This window comes from Myroides odoratimimus (assembly GCF_030326305.1).
GTDB lineage: Bacteria > Bacteroidota > Bacteroidia > Flavobacteriales > Flavobacteriaceae > Flavobacterium > Flavobacterium odoratimimum_A.
This window is the reverse complement of sequence record NZ_JACAKB010000003.1, coordinates 247,973-265,096: the sequence shown is the minus strand read 5'-3', so window position 1 is coordinate 265,096 and position 17,124 is coordinate 247,973. Positions and strand designations below refer to the sequence as shown.

18 protein-coding genes are annotated in these 17,124 nt (G+C 35.2%); 5 read left to right on the top strand and 13 right to left on the bottom strand.

What is annotated here, in order from left to right:
• Positions 1 to 717 (top strand): IS30 family transposase (locus tag HX049_RS04490; protein WP_286414350.1); only part of this gene is annotated, 717 nt, incomplete at its 5' end.
• 39 nt (positions 718 to 756) lie between these two features.
• On the opposite strand, the gene HX049_RS04485 is transcribed toward HX049_RS04490, so the two are convergent.
• The 6 genes from HX049_RS04485 to HX049_RS04460 form a co-directional block, all read right to left on the bottom strand.
• Positions 757 to 1,113: a hypothetical protein gene (locus tag HX049_RS04485; RefSeq protein ID WP_286414347.1), complete on the bottom strand. Its 357-nt coding sequence runs from the start codon at positions 1,111 to 1,113 to the stop codon at positions 757 to 759.
• Positions 1,114 to 1,142: 29 nt separating this feature from the next.
• Complete coding sequence (locus HX049_RS04480) at positions 1,143 to 1,631, bottom strand: hypothetical protein (protein ID WP_286414344.1); 489 nt, start codon at positions 1,629 to 1,631, stop codon at positions 1,143 to 1,145.
• A 190-nt stretch (positions 1,632 to 1,821) separates the two neighbouring features.
• Positions 1,822 to 2,565 (bottom strand): LytR/AlgR family response regulator transcription factor, encoded by a 744-nt coding sequence (locus tag HX049_RS04475; protein ID WP_286414342.1) that lies wholly within the window; start codon positions 2,563 to 2,565, stop codon positions 1,822 to 1,824.
• Entirely contained in the window at positions 2,565 to 3,662 is a 1,098-nt protein-coding gene (locus tag HX049_RS04470) for a sensor histidine kinase (RefSeq protein WP_286414340.1), read from the bottom strand. The genes HX049_RS04475 and HX049_RS04470 overlap by 1 nt, the downstream gene beginning before the upstream one ends.
• A 28-nt stretch (positions 3,663 to 3,690) precedes the next feature.
• Positions 3,691 to 4,311: a tetratricopeptide repeat protein gene (locus tag HX049_RS04465; protein ID WP_286414338.1), complete on the bottom strand. Its 621-nt coding sequence runs from the start codon at positions 4,309 to 4,311 to the stop codon at positions 3,691 to 3,693.
• 109 nt (positions 4,312 to 4,420) lie between these two features.
• The gene (locus tag HX049_RS04460; protein ID WP_286414337.1) at positions 4,421 to 6,553 is read right to left on the bottom strand and encodes a TonB-dependent receptor; all 2,133 of its coding nucleotides are present in this window, start codon (positions 6,551 to 6,553) and stop codon (positions 4,421 to 4,423) included.
• 234 nt (positions 6,554 to 6,787) lie between these two features.
• Here HX049_RS04460 and HX049_RS04455 point away from each other — a divergent pair, with 234 nt between their 5' ends.
• Positions 6,788 to 7,411 carry a DUF6630 family protein gene (locus HX049_RS04455; protein WP_286414336.1) on the top strand — a complete coding sequence of 208 codons (624 nt, stop codon included), beginning with the start codon at positions 6,788 to 6,790 and terminating at the stop codon, positions 7,409 to 7,411.
• 50 nt (positions 7,412 to 7,461) lie between these two features.
• On the opposite strand, the gene HX049_RS04450 is transcribed toward HX049_RS04455, so the two are convergent.
• Genes HX049_RS04450 through HX049_RS04440 form a run of 3 tightly spaced genes read right to left on the bottom strand, consistent with a single transcriptional unit; the run spans position 7,462 to position 8,743 of the window.
• Positions 7,462 to 7,989 carry an ATP-grasp domain-containing protein gene (locus HX049_RS04450; protein ID WP_286414335.1) on the bottom strand — a complete coding sequence of 176 codons (528 nt, stop codon included), beginning with the start codon at positions 7,987 to 7,989 and terminating at the stop codon, positions 7,462 to 7,464.
• Positions 7,990 to 8,016: 27 nt separating this feature from the next.
• Positions 8,017 to 8,196 carry a hypothetical protein gene (locus HX049_RS04445; protein WP_286414333.1) on the bottom strand — a complete coding sequence of 60 codons (180 nt, stop codon included), beginning with the start codon at positions 8,194 to 8,196 and terminating at the stop codon, positions 8,017 to 8,019.
• 46 nt (positions 8,197 to 8,242) lie between these two features.
• A complete protein-coding gene (locus tag HX049_RS04440; RefSeq protein WP_286414331.1) occupies positions 8,243 to 8,743 on the bottom strand; it encodes a GNAT family N-acetyltransferase in 501 nt (166 codons plus the stop codon).
• 467 nt (positions 8,744 to 9,210) lie between these two features.
• Between HX049_RS04440 and HX049_RS04435 the strand changes: the two genes are divergently transcribed.
• Both HX049_RS04435 and HX049_RS04430 read left to right on the top strand, forming a co-directional pair.
• A complete protein-coding gene (locus HX049_RS04435; RefSeq protein ID WP_131540241.1) occupies positions 9,211 to 10,365 on the top strand; it encodes a dicarboxylate/amino acid:cation symporter in 1,155 nt (384 codons plus the stop codon).
• A 48-nt stretch (positions 10,366 to 10,413) separates the two neighbouring features.
• A complete protein-coding gene (locus HX049_RS04430; protein WP_286414328.1) occupies positions 10,414 to 11,592 on the top strand; it encodes a cation:dicarboxylate symporter family transporter in 1,179 nt (392 codons plus the stop codon).
• Positions 11,593 to 11,622: 30 nt separating this feature from the next.
• Here the strand turns inward: HX049_RS04430 and HX049_RS04425 are convergent, their stop codons facing one another.
• The 4 genes from HX049_RS04425 to HX049_RS04410 form a co-directional block, all read right to left on the bottom strand.
• Positions 11,623 to 12,765 (bottom strand): acyl-CoA dehydrogenase family protein, encoded by a 1,143-nt coding sequence (locus tag HX049_RS04425; RefSeq protein ID WP_006259611.1) that lies wholly within the window; start codon positions 12,763 to 12,765, stop codon positions 11,623 to 11,625.
• An 11-nt stretch (positions 12,766 to 12,776) separates the two neighbouring features.
• Positions 12,777 to 13,673: a ComEA family DNA-binding protein gene (locus HX049_RS04420; RefSeq protein ID WP_286414325.1), complete on the bottom strand. Its 897-nt coding sequence runs from the start codon at positions 13,671 to 13,673 to the stop codon at positions 12,777 to 12,779.
• A 63-nt stretch (positions 13,674 to 13,736) separates the two neighbouring features.
• Complete coding sequence (locus HX049_RS04415; RefSeq protein WP_006259613.1) at positions 13,737 to 13,958, bottom strand: hypothetical protein; 222 nt, start codon at positions 13,956 to 13,958, stop codon at positions 13,737 to 13,739.
• A gap of 68 nt (positions 13,959 to 14,026) precedes the next feature.
• Positions 14,027 to 15,310, bottom strand: a complete 1,284-nt coding sequence (locus HX049_RS04410) for a DUF2851 family protein (protein WP_286414323.1) — start codon at positions 15,308 to 15,310, stop codon at positions 14,027 to 14,029.
• A 77-nt stretch (positions 15,311 to 15,387) separates the two neighbouring features.
• On the opposite strand from HX049_RS04410, the gene HX049_RS04405 reads away from it, so the two are divergent.
• Positions 15,388 to 17,073 carry a GLPGLI family protein gene (locus tag HX049_RS04405; protein WP_286414322.1) on the top strand — a complete coding sequence of 562 codons (1,686 nt, stop codon included), beginning with the start codon at positions 15,388 to 15,390 and terminating at the stop codon, positions 17,071 to 17,073.
• Positions 17,074 to 17,124 lie beyond the last annotated feature (51 nt).

The window sequence follows — 17,124 nt, the reverse complement described above, 5'->3', positions numbered from 1 at the left end:
TATAGCCCTGAACAAATAGTAGGAAGATGTAAAATAGAGAAGATAGAAATGGTTTCAGTAGAATGTATTTATCAGTTCGTTTGGAAGGATAAAAAGCAAGGAGGAAAGCTTTATAAGCATCTACGAAATAAAGGGAAAAAATATCGTAAAAGAGGAAGCAATAAAGATAGTAGAGGATTAATATCGAACAGATTAGATATAGATGAAAGACCTGGTATTGTTGACAAAAAAGAAAGAATAGGAGACTTAGAAATTGATTTGATAATAGGAAAAAATCATAATGGAGCCTTATTAACTATTAACGATAGAGCCACAGGGATTTTACTAATGGGGAAGGTTGAATCTAAACAAGCTCATGCGATAGAGGCTAAAACAATAGAGCTATTAAAGGATTACAAACCTCTTCTACATACAATCACTTCTGATAATGGAAAAGAGTTTGCAAACCATCAAAATATAGCTAATGCGTTACAGATTGCCTATTATTTTGCAAAACCTTATCACAGTTGGGAAAGAGGCGCTAATGAAAATTTAAATGGTTTAGTCAGACAATATTTCCCGAAAATGAGTAACTTCGATTTAATTACACAACAACAAATAGATAGAGTTGTAAATATTTTAAACAATAGACCAAGAAAGAGATTTGGTTTTAAATCGCCTAATGAAGTTTTTGCAGATAAATTAGACAAAATAGCAACTGTTGCATTTATAACTTGAATTCACGAAAACATATTCTTAAAGACAAATACTTATCATTTATCTAAGAAATATAGATAGAAAACTAACAGCAAAAGACACAAGTGTGAACAAGAAATAGGTTACCATTCCTTTAAATGCAGCATCGATTACTTGAGTATCTCTATTCTCTATCCCTTTTTTCACTTTCGAAGCAAAAGTAAACAGTCCTATAGTAGCTAGTATTTGAACGACCAAACTAGCTAAACTAACAATCCCAGTTAAAACACTTACTTTAAAACTAACGAAAAGACTTATCAACGAGAATGCAGCACTAATAAAACCAAGCAATGCAATAAACATTCCCCACCCTGCTATACTTTTAAGATAAGTCTGTGCATTTGTACTAAATGCTAATTTTTTATTTTCAAATTCCATGATCTTTAATTTTTTGCGTTTAATACTAATTACATTCTTCCAAAACTACTTACTAATGATAACAGTACACTTCCAAAAGAGATAAGTCCTACTATAAAGATAAATATCAGAGCAATAATTAGAATACCTGTCCCCATAAAGTATGTTTTGAGTTCTTTTAATCCTAATTCTAGCTCCTCATCACTTTCTTTCATAATACTTGATGCTGTCAACGTAGAAAACTTGTAGACTTTTAGCATTAAAAATATCATTGCACAAAATAGTAACAAGCAAAATAATCCAATAAATATAATTGCGGCTCCTCCTATTAATCCTAATACTCCTCCACCAGGTACAAAACTAGCTATGGATGTACCTCCAAAAATTAATGCTAAAGCAACAAGAGCGAAGAGACCAGAAATAATCATTCCTATTATACCAACAATCTTAGCATAAGAACTTGCTTTCTCCAAGTGAAACCTTGTCTCTACAGGAACGGTAATTAGTTCCTTTTGATCTAAACTATTATTAAACTCCATTTATTAAAACTTTTTAAGTTAATTTAAAATAAATGTAAATATTTATTTGTTAATAATACTACTTTTAATCAAAAAAACACTAAATATATTTCACATTAACTACGAACTAATCAATCTCTACTTAGGATATAGCACAATTAAAAAAGAGAAAATCAACTTCTCTATTGACCTTCTCTTTAATTCTATCAAATTAATTCTCCGCTAACCAGCTCTTAAATTCACTCACTCTTTCTCTACTCACAATCACCTCAGCTGTATAATTCTTCATTGTTAGTTTTAACCGAGAAGTAGATAATTGTATAATCTGCTCTATATAATCGATGTTCACTACTTGAGATCTATTCACCCTAAAGAACTTCTTCGGACTAACCGTTTTAATAACAGCCTCTAGAGACTCCTCATCTAACAGATGAGTCTTACCTTCCACTGTCGAGATGTACACCCCTCTATCCTCTCTATAAAAACATACTACCTCATCCACCAACACCATCTTTATCTGCATCCCCACTTTTATCATCAGCCGTTTTGCATAGTTACTCCCCCCTATACTGTGTCTGAGGCTCTCTACTGTCTGTGTTGTACTTCGTTGTTGTGCCTTGTATTTATTAATAGCACCCAACAACTCTATTGGCTCTATCGGTTTTAATAAATAATCAATGCTATTTAGCTTAAATGCCTTAATCGCATAATGATCAAAACTTGTGACAAAGATAATAGCGCTCCTAACCTCTACTTGCTCGAATATCTCTAAAGATAATCCATCTGCTAACTGTATATCAGCAAATATCAAATCTGGATGCTCATGTTGCATCAACCAAGGTATAGCCTCTCCTACAGAATACAATATCTGCTGTACCTCAAATCCTAGCTTCTCCAGTTCTCTTGTCAGCAGTCTCGCTGCAGGTTTCTCATCTTCTATAATTACTATTTTCATCAACTCTCTATTCTAACTAAAGGAATTCTAACACTAAAACTATCTTCCAAATCACTTATCTCAATATCTTGCTTCAACATCAACTTGTTGCGCTTAGACAAATTCTGTAATCCCAGTCCAGATGAATACACTTCTTTGGGCTTAGCATATTTTTCATTCCACAGTACTAACCCTCCTTCTTCTATGCGCAATTCTACTCTAATACTTCCCTCCGAAGGAATTACATTGTGCTTTACTACATTCTCAATCAATAGTTGCAAACTCAAGGTAGGCACTTCTACATCATCATACTTCATCACCTCTTCACTAATGCTAAATGCTATTGCATTGTCATATCTCACATTGAGTAGATAGACATAATCTCTTATAAAAGATACTTCGTCAGATAAGTTACACAAGGGATAGTCTAACTTCTCTAATACATATCTATATATCTTAGAGAACGAACGGGCAAACTGTTCTGCCTTTACTGGATCTTCTTGGATTGTACTGATGAGTACATTCATATTGTTAAACAAGAAATGGGGAGACAGTTGTTCTTTCATCCCTTCTATTTGACTTTTTTGTAGCTCTATCTCCATCTCTCTATTCTTTAATTCTAACAACCTAAGTTCATCGTGATAGGCAAACGTAAACACAATAAGCAAAATAAAAGTACTTAATAACAATGCTCCTAAAAAATTGCCAAAACTTAAATGTTGCCCAAGAAAGAAAGCTTTAAAAGACAAGCTATAAAATAAATTCAAAAGTAGCGCCAAGAATAAGTAATAAGAAACTATAGATGTCATAATGCCATTGACAAAAAAAACAGCGTTACGAGTAATCTTACTCATAGCTATTTCATTTTTAGCATCTCGTTTATCCATTACCTTACACACCCATGCACTCGTTAATACATTAGCTGCGTAAATCAACATCGACAATACAAAAGACAAAAACGTATTTTTCAAAAAACGATAATTTATCAATAGCTCACCCAAGCTTAACTCGCTATTACGAAAAGTAAAATACGAAATAACCAAACTGATCAGTACCGATATACTACAGGCCAATACAATATGTCTACGCCAATTAATATTCATTTCTACTTTTTTCATATACTAATTTACTACAAACTCATCTAATTTACTTCACTTTACACATTTCTTGTGTTTTTAATGCCCAATCTTTTCCCCATGATGGATAGAATGGCACATCACTCTTCTGTTTATCAAATAGCTCTATCGACTTCTCTAACATCTTACAATAATAAGGCATGTCTACTTTCATAAACTTAGCACTATTAATCTGAAAACTTGCCACAGAATACACTGCTCTCGGATTAGTAGGATCTAACTCTATCGCCTTATCATACGCTTTATTGATAATTGGAGTCTGTACCATCCCTTTATTCATCGGATCTGTAATCAACTCTAGTGTCTCATTCATTCCCTTCAGTACATACCACTCACTTCCTCCCTTTTCTAACCATTGGTCTATTAGTACGCGATTAGCTGCTACGATATCTTCTATATTATCAGCCTGTGGATTACTAAACCCTCCTGTGATACTGATAAATACCTTATAGTACACTGGTATCCAATTCTCTTTATCAGACATCGCTATGCGGTCTAGCATCGCCACTGCTTCTTTCGATTGCCCACTTTGCCATTGTTGCATCGCTTTTTGCATTCCTGCTTCGTATTTAGATTGTCCGAAACTCACTACACTAAATACACCGAATAATAAAATTAATAACTTTCTCATCTTTCTAATTATTTAATTACACAATAAATCTACACTGACGATTAAACCCTTAAAAAACGAACTGCGCGAACTGTTGTTTCTAATGTCTCTACTGTTTGTATTTTTGTTTTTACAAATTCTCTAATTGGTTCTTCTTTTTATCTACACTTATCGTCCACATAAACCCTACATATATAAATCGCTTCGCAGTAGCATTCGTGATATCAGGTTGTCCTCCACGTTGATTAAACTGATAAGCGTATACAGGATTTCTACCTAACAAATTATCTACTGATAAGTACACTATCTTTTGCCCACTGAATAGATAAGCCCAACTCATACTCACATTGTGTATCGGACTACTCTCATAAGTAGTTTTATTAGTAGTATTCATATCGTGGAAGTGACGTGGACTACTGTAGTTATACGTCATACTCACCTGAGATTTCCATTGATCTATCCAGTACTTCGTCACCACAGAGAAGTTGTGCTTTACTACATAAGACGGCTGTATCCATTCGTTCCAATACATCTCTTTGCGTTGAGAGTCTATATAAGTATAAGTTACCCAATAGCTAAAATTCTTAAACGTGATATTATCTTTCCAAAACAAGTCAAATCCCTTTGCATATCCCTCTCCTAACTGTGCATACTCACTTGGCTTACCTAATGGCGTTAAGAGCAACTTACTATAATCTTTATAGAACATCTCTGCTCTCAATAGACGCTTTCTAAACTCATAAGTATAGTTCAGTATATAATGGTTAGCCTGCATCCAGTCTTCTTGTTTCACTGCTAATGACTGCTCTAAGTTCACAGCCTGATTAAACACCCCATACGAAAAAGACATCTGATGCTTAGGTGTCATCTGATAAGTCAGCATCGCACGTGGCTCTACTGTCCAATCTGATATTTCTGAATACTTACTCGTTCTCAAACCTGCCCTCAATGACAAGTCTGACGTTATCTTCCAATTGTTCTCAAAAAACAGTGCCCATCTATTAGTATCTGTACCAAAGGCTTCTGCTCTACTCCCTTCACTTCTCGTCAAATCTAATTTAGAAGCCTGTACATCTACCCCTACAAAAGACTGAAACTGCCCATTCCACTGATAAGAAAACTTCACCTTCTGATTCACATCCCAACTAATCTTCTTTAAGCTCAGATCATTGCTATCTCCTGTATAATCCATATACCCTAACCCTGTACCGATATCTAATCTCATATAAGGAGTAAGCTTCTTAAAGAACACACTATTCATATACACATTACTCGACTTAAAACCTAGTGTATCTACTCGATTACTTGGCTGTATCTCTTGCTCATACTTGATAGTAGAGAAGTCTACAGCAGTATATAGTTTATATCCTCCATCTTTAATCTCGCGCTTATACATCATCTCTCCAGAAGCTGTAGAGAAAGGCTTTTTAGTATTATATCGCTGTTTTACCACTGTAGTATAGACTCCTAAGTTTAGATAGTTTAGACTATACGACAGTGAGTTCTTGCCCCACTGATGTGTCTGTGCGAAGCTCCCTCCTACAGTAGAGATAGAGTAGTCTCTACGCGATGGATCTATCTCATCTGATGTATCTAACTGTAATACTCCCGATAACGCATCTCCAAACTCTGCACTATACCCCCCTGCTGAGAAAGATATTCCCTTAAACAGAAACGGATTAAACTTAGAGCGCACAGGCACATTACCTACAGAAGAAGTATAAGGCTGAAACACCCTTACACCATTGACGAATATACCACTCTCCTCTGCTCTACCTCCACGTATCAGTAGTCTACCATCCTCTCCATTCGTCTGCGCCCCTGGCATGGTACTTAGGACTCCCATAATATTACCGGGACTCCCAGCAGTACTCACTACATCCATTGCATTTAGCCCTATACTCTCTGCACGTTCTCTTTTATTCTTGCTATTCGCGATGATAAGGATTTCTCCCATCACCTCATCTTGACTACTTAACACAAAATGTTCATTATAATTCTCCTTTGTATTGATTTCGACATCGAGATTGTCATACTGTGCATGCATTAACTTCAGCACGCCACTCACTACTGTATCTGTAACTATAAAACTGAAATACCCTTTCGCATCAGTCAATGCTCCCTCGAAGCTATCTTCAAGGTACACATTCACATTCTCGATTGGTTTATTCTTATCGTTTACCACTGTACCCGATAGCAGAATCTGTTGTGCCTGCACAGCACCTAGACATAAGGTTAATAACAAACATAGTAGTGTTCTCATCTTTCTTCTTGATTAATTCTATCACAAACGTAATCTGACAACACAACTTCTGAAAAAATGAGTGCGTGAATGGGAGTATTTACTGCGCGAACGGAGATTAGTTAACAGTTTTCGGTTAACGGTTCTCAGTTTTAGTGATGTGGATAAACTCTAGTACATTGAGGTGTTTATTTATTCTTGTTAACTATTTACAGATAAACTCTCTACCTTTACAATACTTCAATAAAAAGAACTATGGAATATAACAAAATTGCAGAATTACTATTAACACAAGAGCAATATCTTACCATAAAAGACACTGTCTTAGATTATGACAGTCTTTATGATCTATTAGTAGAAGAACAAGAATATCTACTCTTTTTAGATTGGACAGGTGAGTCTGATGAGAATCAATTGTATCATTTTCTTGTAGAACGTCTAGCTCTACTAGGGCAAACTATAAATCTTGACACAGCTTCTATATACAAAGTCATGTATAGTGAATTTGATAAAGGCAATTTAAAGCGTGGTGAGGCAGTTACTTATTTAGTCAATGCGTACAAACAATATTTACCACAAGATTATGTCATAATAGAAGTGAATACACAAAGTGACTTCTACCTTCTCGGAATTACCCATATCGATACTGCTACTGCCTTAGCAGAAATACATACAGACTTTGGTAATATTACACAGTTTAGTACAAGAAATGAGAATGAAGTACTCTACATCATCACTTGCAAGTGTGGTATGGATAACATCTGGCAACTACCTGCTAACGAAACTGCTCCTGATGAAGGGGAATGTGACTCTTGTGGTACAGAGTTATTTGATGATAAAAGAAAACCTTATTTTCCAATGATCATAGAGAATGTATAAATACAAAAAACGGTTAATAGCTTTTATACTATTAACCGTTTTTGTATTTCTTAGAAATCTAAATAATCTACTGTACCAGTCATTTCAGCCCATCGTGCTGATAAGAACTTAGCATATTGCTGTGCTGATAATCCATAGCTCCCTAAAGAGTGTCCTTCATTTACCTCAACTAATACAGTATCTTCTGTCTCAGTCACTCCAAAGTCTAAAGCATAGGCATTAGGTTGGTTGTCAAAATCAGCTATCGCCTGTCTCACTACCTCTACATCTATTACCTTATCCCAATCTCCTTTATATCGTCTGATATCAAGTATATCTATATAGCGAATAAAACATCTATACTCTGCCTTAAAATCTACCAATTCAGAACACAACACTACAGTTGGTTTACCTTCATCTATTAATCCTATAAAATCTAGTTCACTATTAAATACCTTACCTGCAAACTTCTTAGTCTCTACATCAGGTTTGACGAATATACCAAAGCGTTTTTGTTCCAATATCTCTTCCAATGTACTTGTCCAAATCTCCCTCTTTAGATATTTTCTTAACTCTTGTGGATAATCTATTCCTGTCAAGTCTAAATCAATCCCAATATTCTTTAATCATCTTCTTACATTGCCTATTCCTCCTACAACAATATCTTCTGGATTAGTATCTACTATATCCTCTACATCAACGTATTTTATGGTTTCATACCCAAAATGTTTAAACCCTTCATTGGCGATAAAGGCATTCACATTATAATAGTTTCCTTCTTTATCTGTCTGTATATATGTTCTCATTATTATTCAGCTTTTTTAAATATTTAGTCAAAAAGTATTGCCACCTTTACCGTGTTATTACATACAATACGCCTATATGATCATCGAAGTCAAAATCGTTCTCATAGACTAGTCCTATCTTCTCTAATACTTTAATCGATGCAATATTCTCTTTCATCGCTCTGCCGATGATACAGTGTAGTCCTAAGGTTGTAAACCCATAATCTAAACAAGCCTTTGCGCTCTCTGTAGCATACCCCCTATTCCAATATTCTTCAAAGAAGCGAAAGCCTATATCTGTCCTATCTATATCAGCATTGTACTTCAGTCCACACCACCCTAAAAACGCATTATCTTCTTTTCGAATGACTGCCCATCGTCCATATCCGTTTCTCTCATAATCGCTATAATTAGCTAAGAAAATATACGCATCATCCACACTCTCAAAAGTATCATCTCCTGTATAGCGCATCACATTAGGATTAAGGTTTAATTGATAAAAGTGTTCTGCATCTGCAGTAGTTAATTCTCTTAGTACTAATCGATCTGTTTCTAAAACGCTCTTCATACCTAGTCATATTTCTAATATGTTAATATTACGAATATTTAATGAAGTAACAATTCATAAACTCCTTATATACACCCTACTCATTGTATAGTTGACCTACTTTGGAGTAAATGATCTGATTTGGTTAAAATAGGTATTTATGAAAAAGCGATAATCCTTATCATCTCTTTATTGACAAGGCTTATAAGAAATCTGTTATGCCTTACTAAGCACTTTGTTCGGAAGCTGTTCGGAAAAACCTCGGTTTTTACTAGGATAAAGACCCCTTTTCCGAACGATACTAAATCTGTCTCCGAACCAAACTATATCCACAAAAACATATCATTACGAACATCCTATATTATACCGTGCCACCTCCACTACCATATATATGGTATATTCTGAAAATGACTAATAAAAAACAAGGTTTATAAATATCTTTGCTTTGAATAATTTAGTACTTTAATCAAAAATATAGGTATCAGAACATGAAGAAATTCTTTAGTAATACAATAGTAAAACTTTTACTAGGGGTGATAGTTGGTCTAGTCATAGGACCATATCTTACAGACAGCTTACTACAAATCATCTTATCTACGAGACATATACTAGGTCAGATCATTCTATTCTTAGTACCGCTGATCATTCTAGGATTCGTAGTATCGTCTATCGCTAAACTAGACAAGGGAAAGACTAGCATAATCGGCTTCTCTATTATTATTGCTTACTTATCTAGTATCGGAGCAGGGTTCTTTAGTAGTACACTAGGGTTTAACATTATCCCTCACTTACAGATAGAGAAAAATGTAGAGACTCTTAAGGAGCTTCCAGCAATGTTATTTAAGCTAGATATACCTCCTGTATTTGGAGTAATGACTTCTTTGACACTTGCCTTAATGATCGGTATCGGTATTCTATGGACAGAGTCTAAACCACTAGAGCGTGCCTTCGATTCGTTTAAAGATATCGTATTGTTATTAGTGAATAGAGTATTAGTACCTGTATTGCCATTCTATATCATGGCGAACTTTGCATTACTTAGTTATGAAGGGTCTATACAGTCACAGCTACCTGTGTTCTTAACTGTGATTCTTATCGTGATAGTGGCACACTTTATTTGGTTAGGTGTGTTGTATACGATAGCGGGTATATACTCTGGGAAGAACCCATGGGAAGTAATTAAACACTATCCTCCTGCTTATCTAACAGCAGTAGGTACGATGTCTTCAGCGGCTTCTCTAGGTGTAGCACTACAGTCTGCACACAAAAGTAAAGTACTGAAGCCTGAGATCACGAACTTCACTATACCGTTCTTCTCTAATATACACTTATGTGGATCAGTATTGACAGAAGTATTCTTCGTGATGACTGTATCTCAAGTATTATATGGCGGATTACCAACTATGGGGACAATGATCTTATTCGTACTACTACTAGGTATCTTCGCTATTGGAGCACCTGGTGTACCTGGAGGTACTGTAATGGCCTCGTTAGGTATCATTGCTTCAGTACTAGGTTTTGACGATGCTGGTATCGCACTGACCTTAACGATATTTGCATTACAAGATAGCTTCGGTACCGCATGTAATATTACAGGAGATGGAGCACTTAGCCTTATGGTAACAAAATACAGTGATAAATAAAGATAATGAGGGAAGGCCTGTGCTTTCCCTTTTTTATACCTCTATACTATGCTAAAGAAATTAGTAAACAATACTATCGTTAGACTACTATCAGGAGTAATTATCGGTCTATTAGTAGGGCCTTATCTAAATGATATTCTACTTCAAGTCATCTTATCTACGAAACATATTTTAGGACAACTAATCTTATTTTTAGTTCCTTTAATCATCTTAGGATTTATCGTATCGTCTATCGCTAAGCTAGATCAGAAGTCCTCTGTGATTATAGGGTTCTCCCTAGCTATAGCCTATATATCGAGTGTCGGAGCAGGGCTATTCAGTGGTTCATTAGGATACACTATATTACCTTGGCTAGACATACCCTCTACTGCTACTACGGGAAGAGCATTACCTGAGATGCTTTTTAAACTAGATATTCCGCCTATATTCGATGTGATGACTTCCTTAGTACTTGCACTCATGATAGGTTTAGGTATACTATGGACACAGTCTAAACCACTAGAAATAGCCTTCGATCATTTTAAAGAGATCGTGTTACTCTTAGTCAATAGAGTACTAGTTCCTTTATTACCCTTATACATTGCCTGTAATTTTGCTTTGCTTAGTTATGTAGGTAGCATACAGTCACAATTACCTATCTTCTTAATCGTGATTATCATCGTGATTTTAGCTCATATCGTATGGATCACCATCTTATACACGATCGCAGGTCTATACGCTAAAAAGAACCCATGGGAAGTACTCAAACATTATGGACCTACCTATCTAACTGCGCTAGGAACGATGTCTTCTGCGGCTAGCTTAGGTGTAGCACTACAATCAGCACATAAGAGCAAGGTACTAAAGCCAGAGATTACGAACTTCACTATTCCGTTCTTCTCGAATGTACATTTATGTGGTGCTATGGTTACAGAGACCTTCTTTGTGATGACCGTATCCTTAGTCCTTTATGGACATTTACCTGATGTTAGTACATTGATTCTCTTTGTGCTATTACTAGGTGTATTCGCTCTAGGAGCACCTGGTGTACCTGGGGGAGCGCTAATGGCATCCTTAGGATTAATAACCTCTATGCTAGGCTTCGATGATACTGGGATAGCATTAGTATTAACCATATTCGCACTACAAGACAGTTTTGGTACTGCGTGTAATATAGTGGGGGATGGCGCCTTAAGTCTTATGGCGACAGCCTTTCACGAACGACAACAAAAAAGGGAAGCTCAGTAGCTTCCCTTTCTTCTATATCATCTAATCTGATTAGTCTTTTAAAATATTACGAGAAATAACTAATTTTTGAATCTCTGTAGTTCCTTCTCCGATAGTACACAACTTCGAATCACGGAAGAACTTCTCTACTGGGAAGTCCTTAGTATATCCATATCCTCCGTGGATCTGGATCGCTTCTGTAGATACTTTCACACATACTTCAGACGCATACATCTTCGCCATAGCTCCGATCTTAGTCATCGGTTTGTTATTGTTTTTTAAGAAAGCTGCTTTGTGTAATAATAACTCAGAACATTCAATCTCTGTAGCCATATCCGCTAATTTAAAACCGATAGCTTGGAATTGGCTAATTGGTTTTCCGAATTGAACTCTCTCTTTTGAGTATTTTAATGCTGCTTCATAAGCTCCTTTAGCAATACCTAATGATAATGCACCAATAGAGATACGCCCTCCATCTAATACTTTCATCGCTTGGATAAACCCTTCTCCTACTTCTCCTAAGCGGTTAGCATCAGGTACGCGACAGTTATCAAAGATAAGTTCTGCAGTCTCAGATGCACGCATTCCTAATTTATTTTCTTTCTTACCACTAGAGAATCCTGGTGTACCTTTCTCTACTACGAAAGCTGTCATCCCGTGAGAATCACCTTTCTCTCCTGTACGAACGATAACAACTGCAACGTTACCAGAGATAGCGTGAGTGATAAAGTTCTTCGCTCCATTTAAGATCCAGTGATCACCATCTTTCACAGCTGTAGTACTCATACCTCCTGCATCAGATCCAGTGTTGTGCTCTGTCAATCCCCATGCACCGATCCACTCTGCTGTCGCTAGCTTAGGTAACCATCTTTTCTTTTGCTCTTCATTCGCAAATGATAAAATATGATTAGTACATAGTGAGTTATGTGCTGCTACTGATAAACCAATAGACGAGTCTACTTTAGAAATTTCTTCTACGATAGTGATATATTCGTGGTAGCCTAGTCCAGATCCTCCGTACTCTTCAGGAACTAAAACTCCCATATATCCCATCTCTCCTAGTTTTTTAAATAAATCTACAGGAAAGATTTGAGCTTCGTCCCATTCCATAATATGTGGACGAATATGTTGTTCTGCAAAGTCTCTTATAGATTGAGCAATCATTGCTTGAGTTTCATTGTATTCAAAATTCATGGTTGATAGTTTTAATTCGTAAATCTCAAATATAAACTAATTATATCAATTTTGTCAATAGGGAATTTCTCAATTTGTAGTAATCCTTCTTTATTAACAAAATCTCCATTCATACTCCTATGCTTAACTACTTCTCTTGCGATATAGTAATTCATATAGGGTAATTCTTTCAATTGATTTATAGATGCTTCATTGATATTTAATGTTGTGACAGTTGGTGCATTCATCACTTTAAAATGCCTATATAATTCATTTACAACTTCTTCTGAAAGTCCATACACAAACTTCAACTGCTGTATAGACACAAAACCACCGTACTTCTCCCTTTCTTTCATAATCTTATCGGCATAATACGGCCCTATTCCTCTGACTTTCTGTAAGTCATCTAAAGTTGCACTATTTATACATATTGCTACTATAGGGACTTCTACTTTAGGCTTGCTATAATCAACATATTCTCGCTTCACCTTAGGAGTATTCACCCAATCTGGAAACTTAAAATAAGTACTATAGGTCTTTAGCCATTCGTCAGATACTTGAGTAACTTGTTGAAATTCTTTAGCAGAATTGACATACTTATTCTCCTTTCGAAATGACAATAACCGATCTATCTCTGCTGTAGACATACCTAAAACAAAGCCTCGATAATCTGTAATAAAGTTGGGGTTAAAAGGGTAAATCGTATCTCGCTTAGCTATGGCAATAGTATTAATACTATCTAATAAACTAATCTGCTTCTGATACTCATCGTTAAAAAGGGTGGAATACTGATCAACTATATGCTGATCTGATGACCTAGGGTAATAGATATACAACTGAATGGCAATCACAAAGAGTACTAAAAAGAAAAGGCCTCGCTTCTGTGACTTCGTGTAGTAGTAAAATCTTTTTTTGTAATTAGATAGCATCTCCTCTTTTTACAGGAAAATTACAAGATTACTAGCCAACTTACATACAGTATTCAAAGAGATTTATAGGTCGAATACTGATGTTCTCTTTGTATAGATTAAGTCTTTAATACGAGCTAAAAAAGCTAAAGTAAGGTATAAAGCAAAAGCTAATCCTAAGGTAAAGAATGATAAATAGATAAAAAATAGACGTACACTAGTAGCGCGCATCCCTAGTCTGTCCCCTAGACGGCTAGATACTCTGAATCCTCTTTTCTCAAAATAGTGTCTTAAACTAGTAACCATACTTATATCATATTAACTATACAAAGATAAACAATATCCATCACAGCAAAGTGAACTATGGTGTATGATTAGCTTTTTTTGAGAAATTCTTTCCCTATAGCACACTCTATACATCGATTACTATCACAGTATTTCTTCTTTAGATGAACTAGAGCTTGGCTATCTACAGCATTAATCGCTGTTACATTATAATTAGAGAATAAGCTTACGATACTGTTCTTCTCTGCTTTTACGCTTTCGGCTAGTGCTATAATATCACTAATATCAAAATCTTCATGTGATACGGACTTCTGATAAATAATCTGCATAGGTAAGATGACATTGATAATTACTAAATCAATAAAGTCTTTAGTCAGTTTCTTAGCTTGCTTCTTACTTACTTTATTAAATACATAATGCGTCTCCCAATACGAACTTACTTTTATGTCAAATAATTTATAGAAGTAAGTTAAATCTGTTGTTGTCAACATCTTTACAACAGGAATCTGCTGATGATATAACCAACTACTCAACTGTGCTAATCTAATAGTAGGGAAATTAGGTGGTCTAAGCTGAAAGAATCTTATAGATAATGTAGTTGATGCAACGATATTATACTTACTCTTTAAGAAAGCCCAATCTCTTTTTATCTCTTTTATATAATCATCCTCTAGTTCATATTCTTCTTCTAACAGACCAGTTACTCCAAATAATAGAGCTTCTATCTGCAACAAGGATTGGGATTGCTTATAAATAGATTGTATCGGTAAATGTCTTACTGCATCATAGAATGCTTCGCCATTCGCGTTTAAGCCAAAACTCTTAGCTAGAAAACAAAAGAGTACATGTTCCCAATGATTATTTGTTTCTAAAAGCAATTGTTCCATTGGTATGGTTTTTTCTATCAACCGCTCTAAAAACAACTTCTCTTTCCAAAATGTCCAGATACATGGATCAACTGTTCCTATGCTATCTTCACAGTTTAGGTGATTTTTACGCAAAAAGAGTTGAGTACATTTCTCTACTACTTGTTGATCTACATAGTTCTTCAAAACGAAAACAGTTATCTCACTACCATCCAATCTAAAAACTGGAATGTCATACTCCCATACCACATGTAATATCACACTGTCATAACGCTGATCTCGCTCATGATGATGTGCATACCAATCAGAAGCCTTAATATGTATCTCAATATTACCCGCCCATTCCTGATCTCCAATGCATATTCTTGCATTAAAAAAGTCAGGTCCATCTAGACCAGTAAAAGTTCCTATAGAAAGTATACTGAGAGATTCGTTAGATGTAGTATATAGGTCTTTAGAATTGAACAATTGATTTGCCCAAACATAATGTAGGAAAGCTTCTTTCATAAATATATTCGCATATTAGTTATATTCAATTCGTTTTCTCTATTTTTATAAAAACTATAATCACACCAACCAATCTTATGAGAATACTATTCTACATCATTAGCATTACTATGACCTTGTCTTCTAGTATTATATACGCACAAAAACCTAACCAAAATACACTTATAGAATACTATACTTACTCCAACAATAAAATAATCAATGTAGAAGACCCCATAATCCTAATAGCAAATGAGGATAATGCTTTTATCGCTAAGAAAAAACAACTCGACGTAGGGCTAGAGAAATATCCTTATGAACAGACTTATATCGACTATAAAAACAATATTCAATACAGTGTGGCTCATCTAACTAAGAAGAATAAAATAAAGATGGTGCTTCCAAATACCGACCAATCCTTCACACATCATAAAGAGACCAAAACAATACTAGGCTATAAGTGTAATAAAGCGACTATAACAATTAATTCTAATAAAATCACCTTATGGTATACTAATGAACTAAAGATTAAAGGAAGCCCTATGTCATTAGGTGCTAATCTCGGTCTAGTGTTAGAAATAGATCGCAATGGTACTTACAAAACAATAGCTAATAAAATAAACAAAGATTTAAAGCTGAATATAAAAGACTATATACAGCTAGAGGATAGTCATGAGGTAGATACTAAAACTTATAAAGCTGAACTATGGAAAAGCAGGTTTACTACAATTAAGCTATTCGAAGATGATTTGGTCAATTTCTCTGACTCTGTTATTAATAAACCAAATCTAATGCGCTTCGCTAAAGGAACAGTGATTGTTACGAAAGTAAAAATACCTGCTATAAAACCGACTGATCAGATATTTGTCAACTTAACAGAACAGTCTAATGGTGATGCATATGATAGAACAGGTAGTGTGTTCTTAATACCTCATTATCACGAAATTTCTTTTATGGATGCTTTAGAACAAGGTATAGAGGTACTCCCGATCTATCAAAATCAAGATTCTACAGAGAAATTTCAAGGTGTTATCGCTACACAAAACTATACTCCTCCTATAGAGTTAATGCGCTTCTTCACTCCATTTGGTGTCAAAGGCTTTAATCATATAGATGTACTTGATTATAAATGGCAAGAGAAGGTGTATTATAGACAAGAGATTTCTGAGTTTCAACCTCTACTAAGTAATAGTGAATGGTATGTAGGGGTATATATAGGCAATTATGATAAAGGTGGCCATAAGATAAGTGCTGATATTACTATCCATCCTGACGGGCTGAGCAATGCTAATAAAACGACAACGATGATGCCTATCTTTAACACTACTAATCTAATGGAAATGGCTGGTCAGAACTATCCGATTATGTTTGCATCTCCAACAGGTTTAAAAATAACCTTTACGACAACTACTGATATCAAAAATGCTAGATTAAGGTATATCACAACAGGTCATGGCGGATGGGAGAATGGAGATGAATTTAACCCTAAACTAAATACAATTACCTTAGATTCTACTAAAGTGTTAGACTACTTCCCATGGAGACAAGACTGTGGCTCTTATAGAGAATACAATCCAGCTTCTGGTAATTTTGAGACTGGATTATCTTCATCTGACCTCAGTCGTTCTAACTGGTGTCCGAGCACTGTCACACCACCTATTTGGGTTCCTTTAGGAGATATAAAGAAAGGTACACATACATTAGAAGTCAAAATACCGCAAGGAAGAAGAGAAGGTAATAGCTTTAGTTATTGGAATGTATCAGGTGTTCTCTTTGGAGAATAAAAAAAGCGCAGTTTTACAAAGAGTAAAACTGCGCTTTTTTTATTTATAAAT

What these genes read in the sequence shown, in the direction of transcription:
- HX049_RS04480 (WP_286414344.1), bottom strand. Translation starts at nt 1,631, where the DNA reads ATGGAGTTTAATAATAGTTTAGATCAAAAGGAACTAATTACCGTTCCT.
- HX049_RS04465 (WP_286414338.1), bottom strand. Translation starts at nt 4,311, where the DNA reads ATGAGAAAGTTATTAATTTTATTATTCGGTGTATTTAGTGTAGTGAGT.
- HX049_RS04460 (WP_286414337.1), bottom strand. Translation starts at nt 6,553, where the DNA reads ATGAGAACACTACTATGTTTGTTATTAACCTTATGTCTAGGTGCTGTG.
- HX049_RS04455 (WP_286414336.1), top strand. Translation starts at nt 6,788, where the DNA reads ATGGAATATAACAAAATTGCAGAATTACTATTAACACAAGAGCAATAT.
- HX049_RS04425 (WP_006259611.1), bottom strand. Translation starts at nt 12,765, where the DNA reads ATGAATTTTGAATACAATGAAACTCAAGCAATGATTGCTCAATCTATA.
- HX049_RS04470 (WP_286414340.1), bottom strand. Translation starts at nt 3,662, where the DNA reads ATGAAAAAAGTAGAAATGAATATTAATTGGCGTAGACATATTGTATTG.
- HX049_RS04430 (WP_286414328.1), top strand. Translation starts at nt 10,414, where the DNA reads ATGCTAAAGAAATTAGTAAACAATACTATCGTTAGACTACTATCAGGA.
- HX049_RS04485 (WP_286414347.1), bottom strand. Translation starts at nt 1,113, where the DNA reads ATGGAATTTGAAAATAAAAAATTAGCATTTAGTACAAATGCACAGACT.
- HX049_RS04445 (WP_286414333.1), bottom strand. Translation starts at nt 8,196, where the DNA reads ATGAGAACATATATACAGACAGATAAAGAAGGAAACTATTATAATGTG.
- HX049_RS04405 (WP_286414322.1), top strand. Translation starts at nt 15,388, where the DNA reads ATGAGAATACTATTCTACATCATTAGCATTACTATGACCTTGTCTTCT.
- HX049_RS04435 (WP_131540241.1), top strand. Translation starts at nt 9,211, where the DNA reads ATGAAGAAATTCTTTAGTAATACAATAGTAAAACTTTTACTAGGGGTG.
- HX049_RS04415 (WP_006259613.1), bottom strand. Translation starts at nt 13,958, where the DNA reads ATGGTTACTAGTTTAAGACACTATTTTGAGAAAAGAGGATTCAGAGTA.
- HX049_RS04440 (WP_286414331.1), bottom strand. Translation starts at nt 8,743, where the DNA reads ATGAAGAGCGTTTTAGAAACAGATCGATTAGTACTAAGAGAATTAACT.
- HX049_RS04420 (WP_286414325.1), bottom strand. Translation starts at nt 13,673, where the DNA reads ATGCTATCTAATTACAAAAAAAGATTTTACTACTACACGAAGTCACAG.
- HX049_RS04475 (WP_286414342.1), bottom strand. Translation starts at nt 2,565, where the DNA reads ATGAAAATAGTAATTATAGAAGATGAGAAACCTGCAGCGAGACTGCTG.
- HX049_RS04410 (WP_286414323.1), bottom strand. Translation starts at nt 15,310, where the DNA reads ATGAAAGAAGCTTTCCTACATTATGTTTGGGCAAATCAATTGTTCAAT.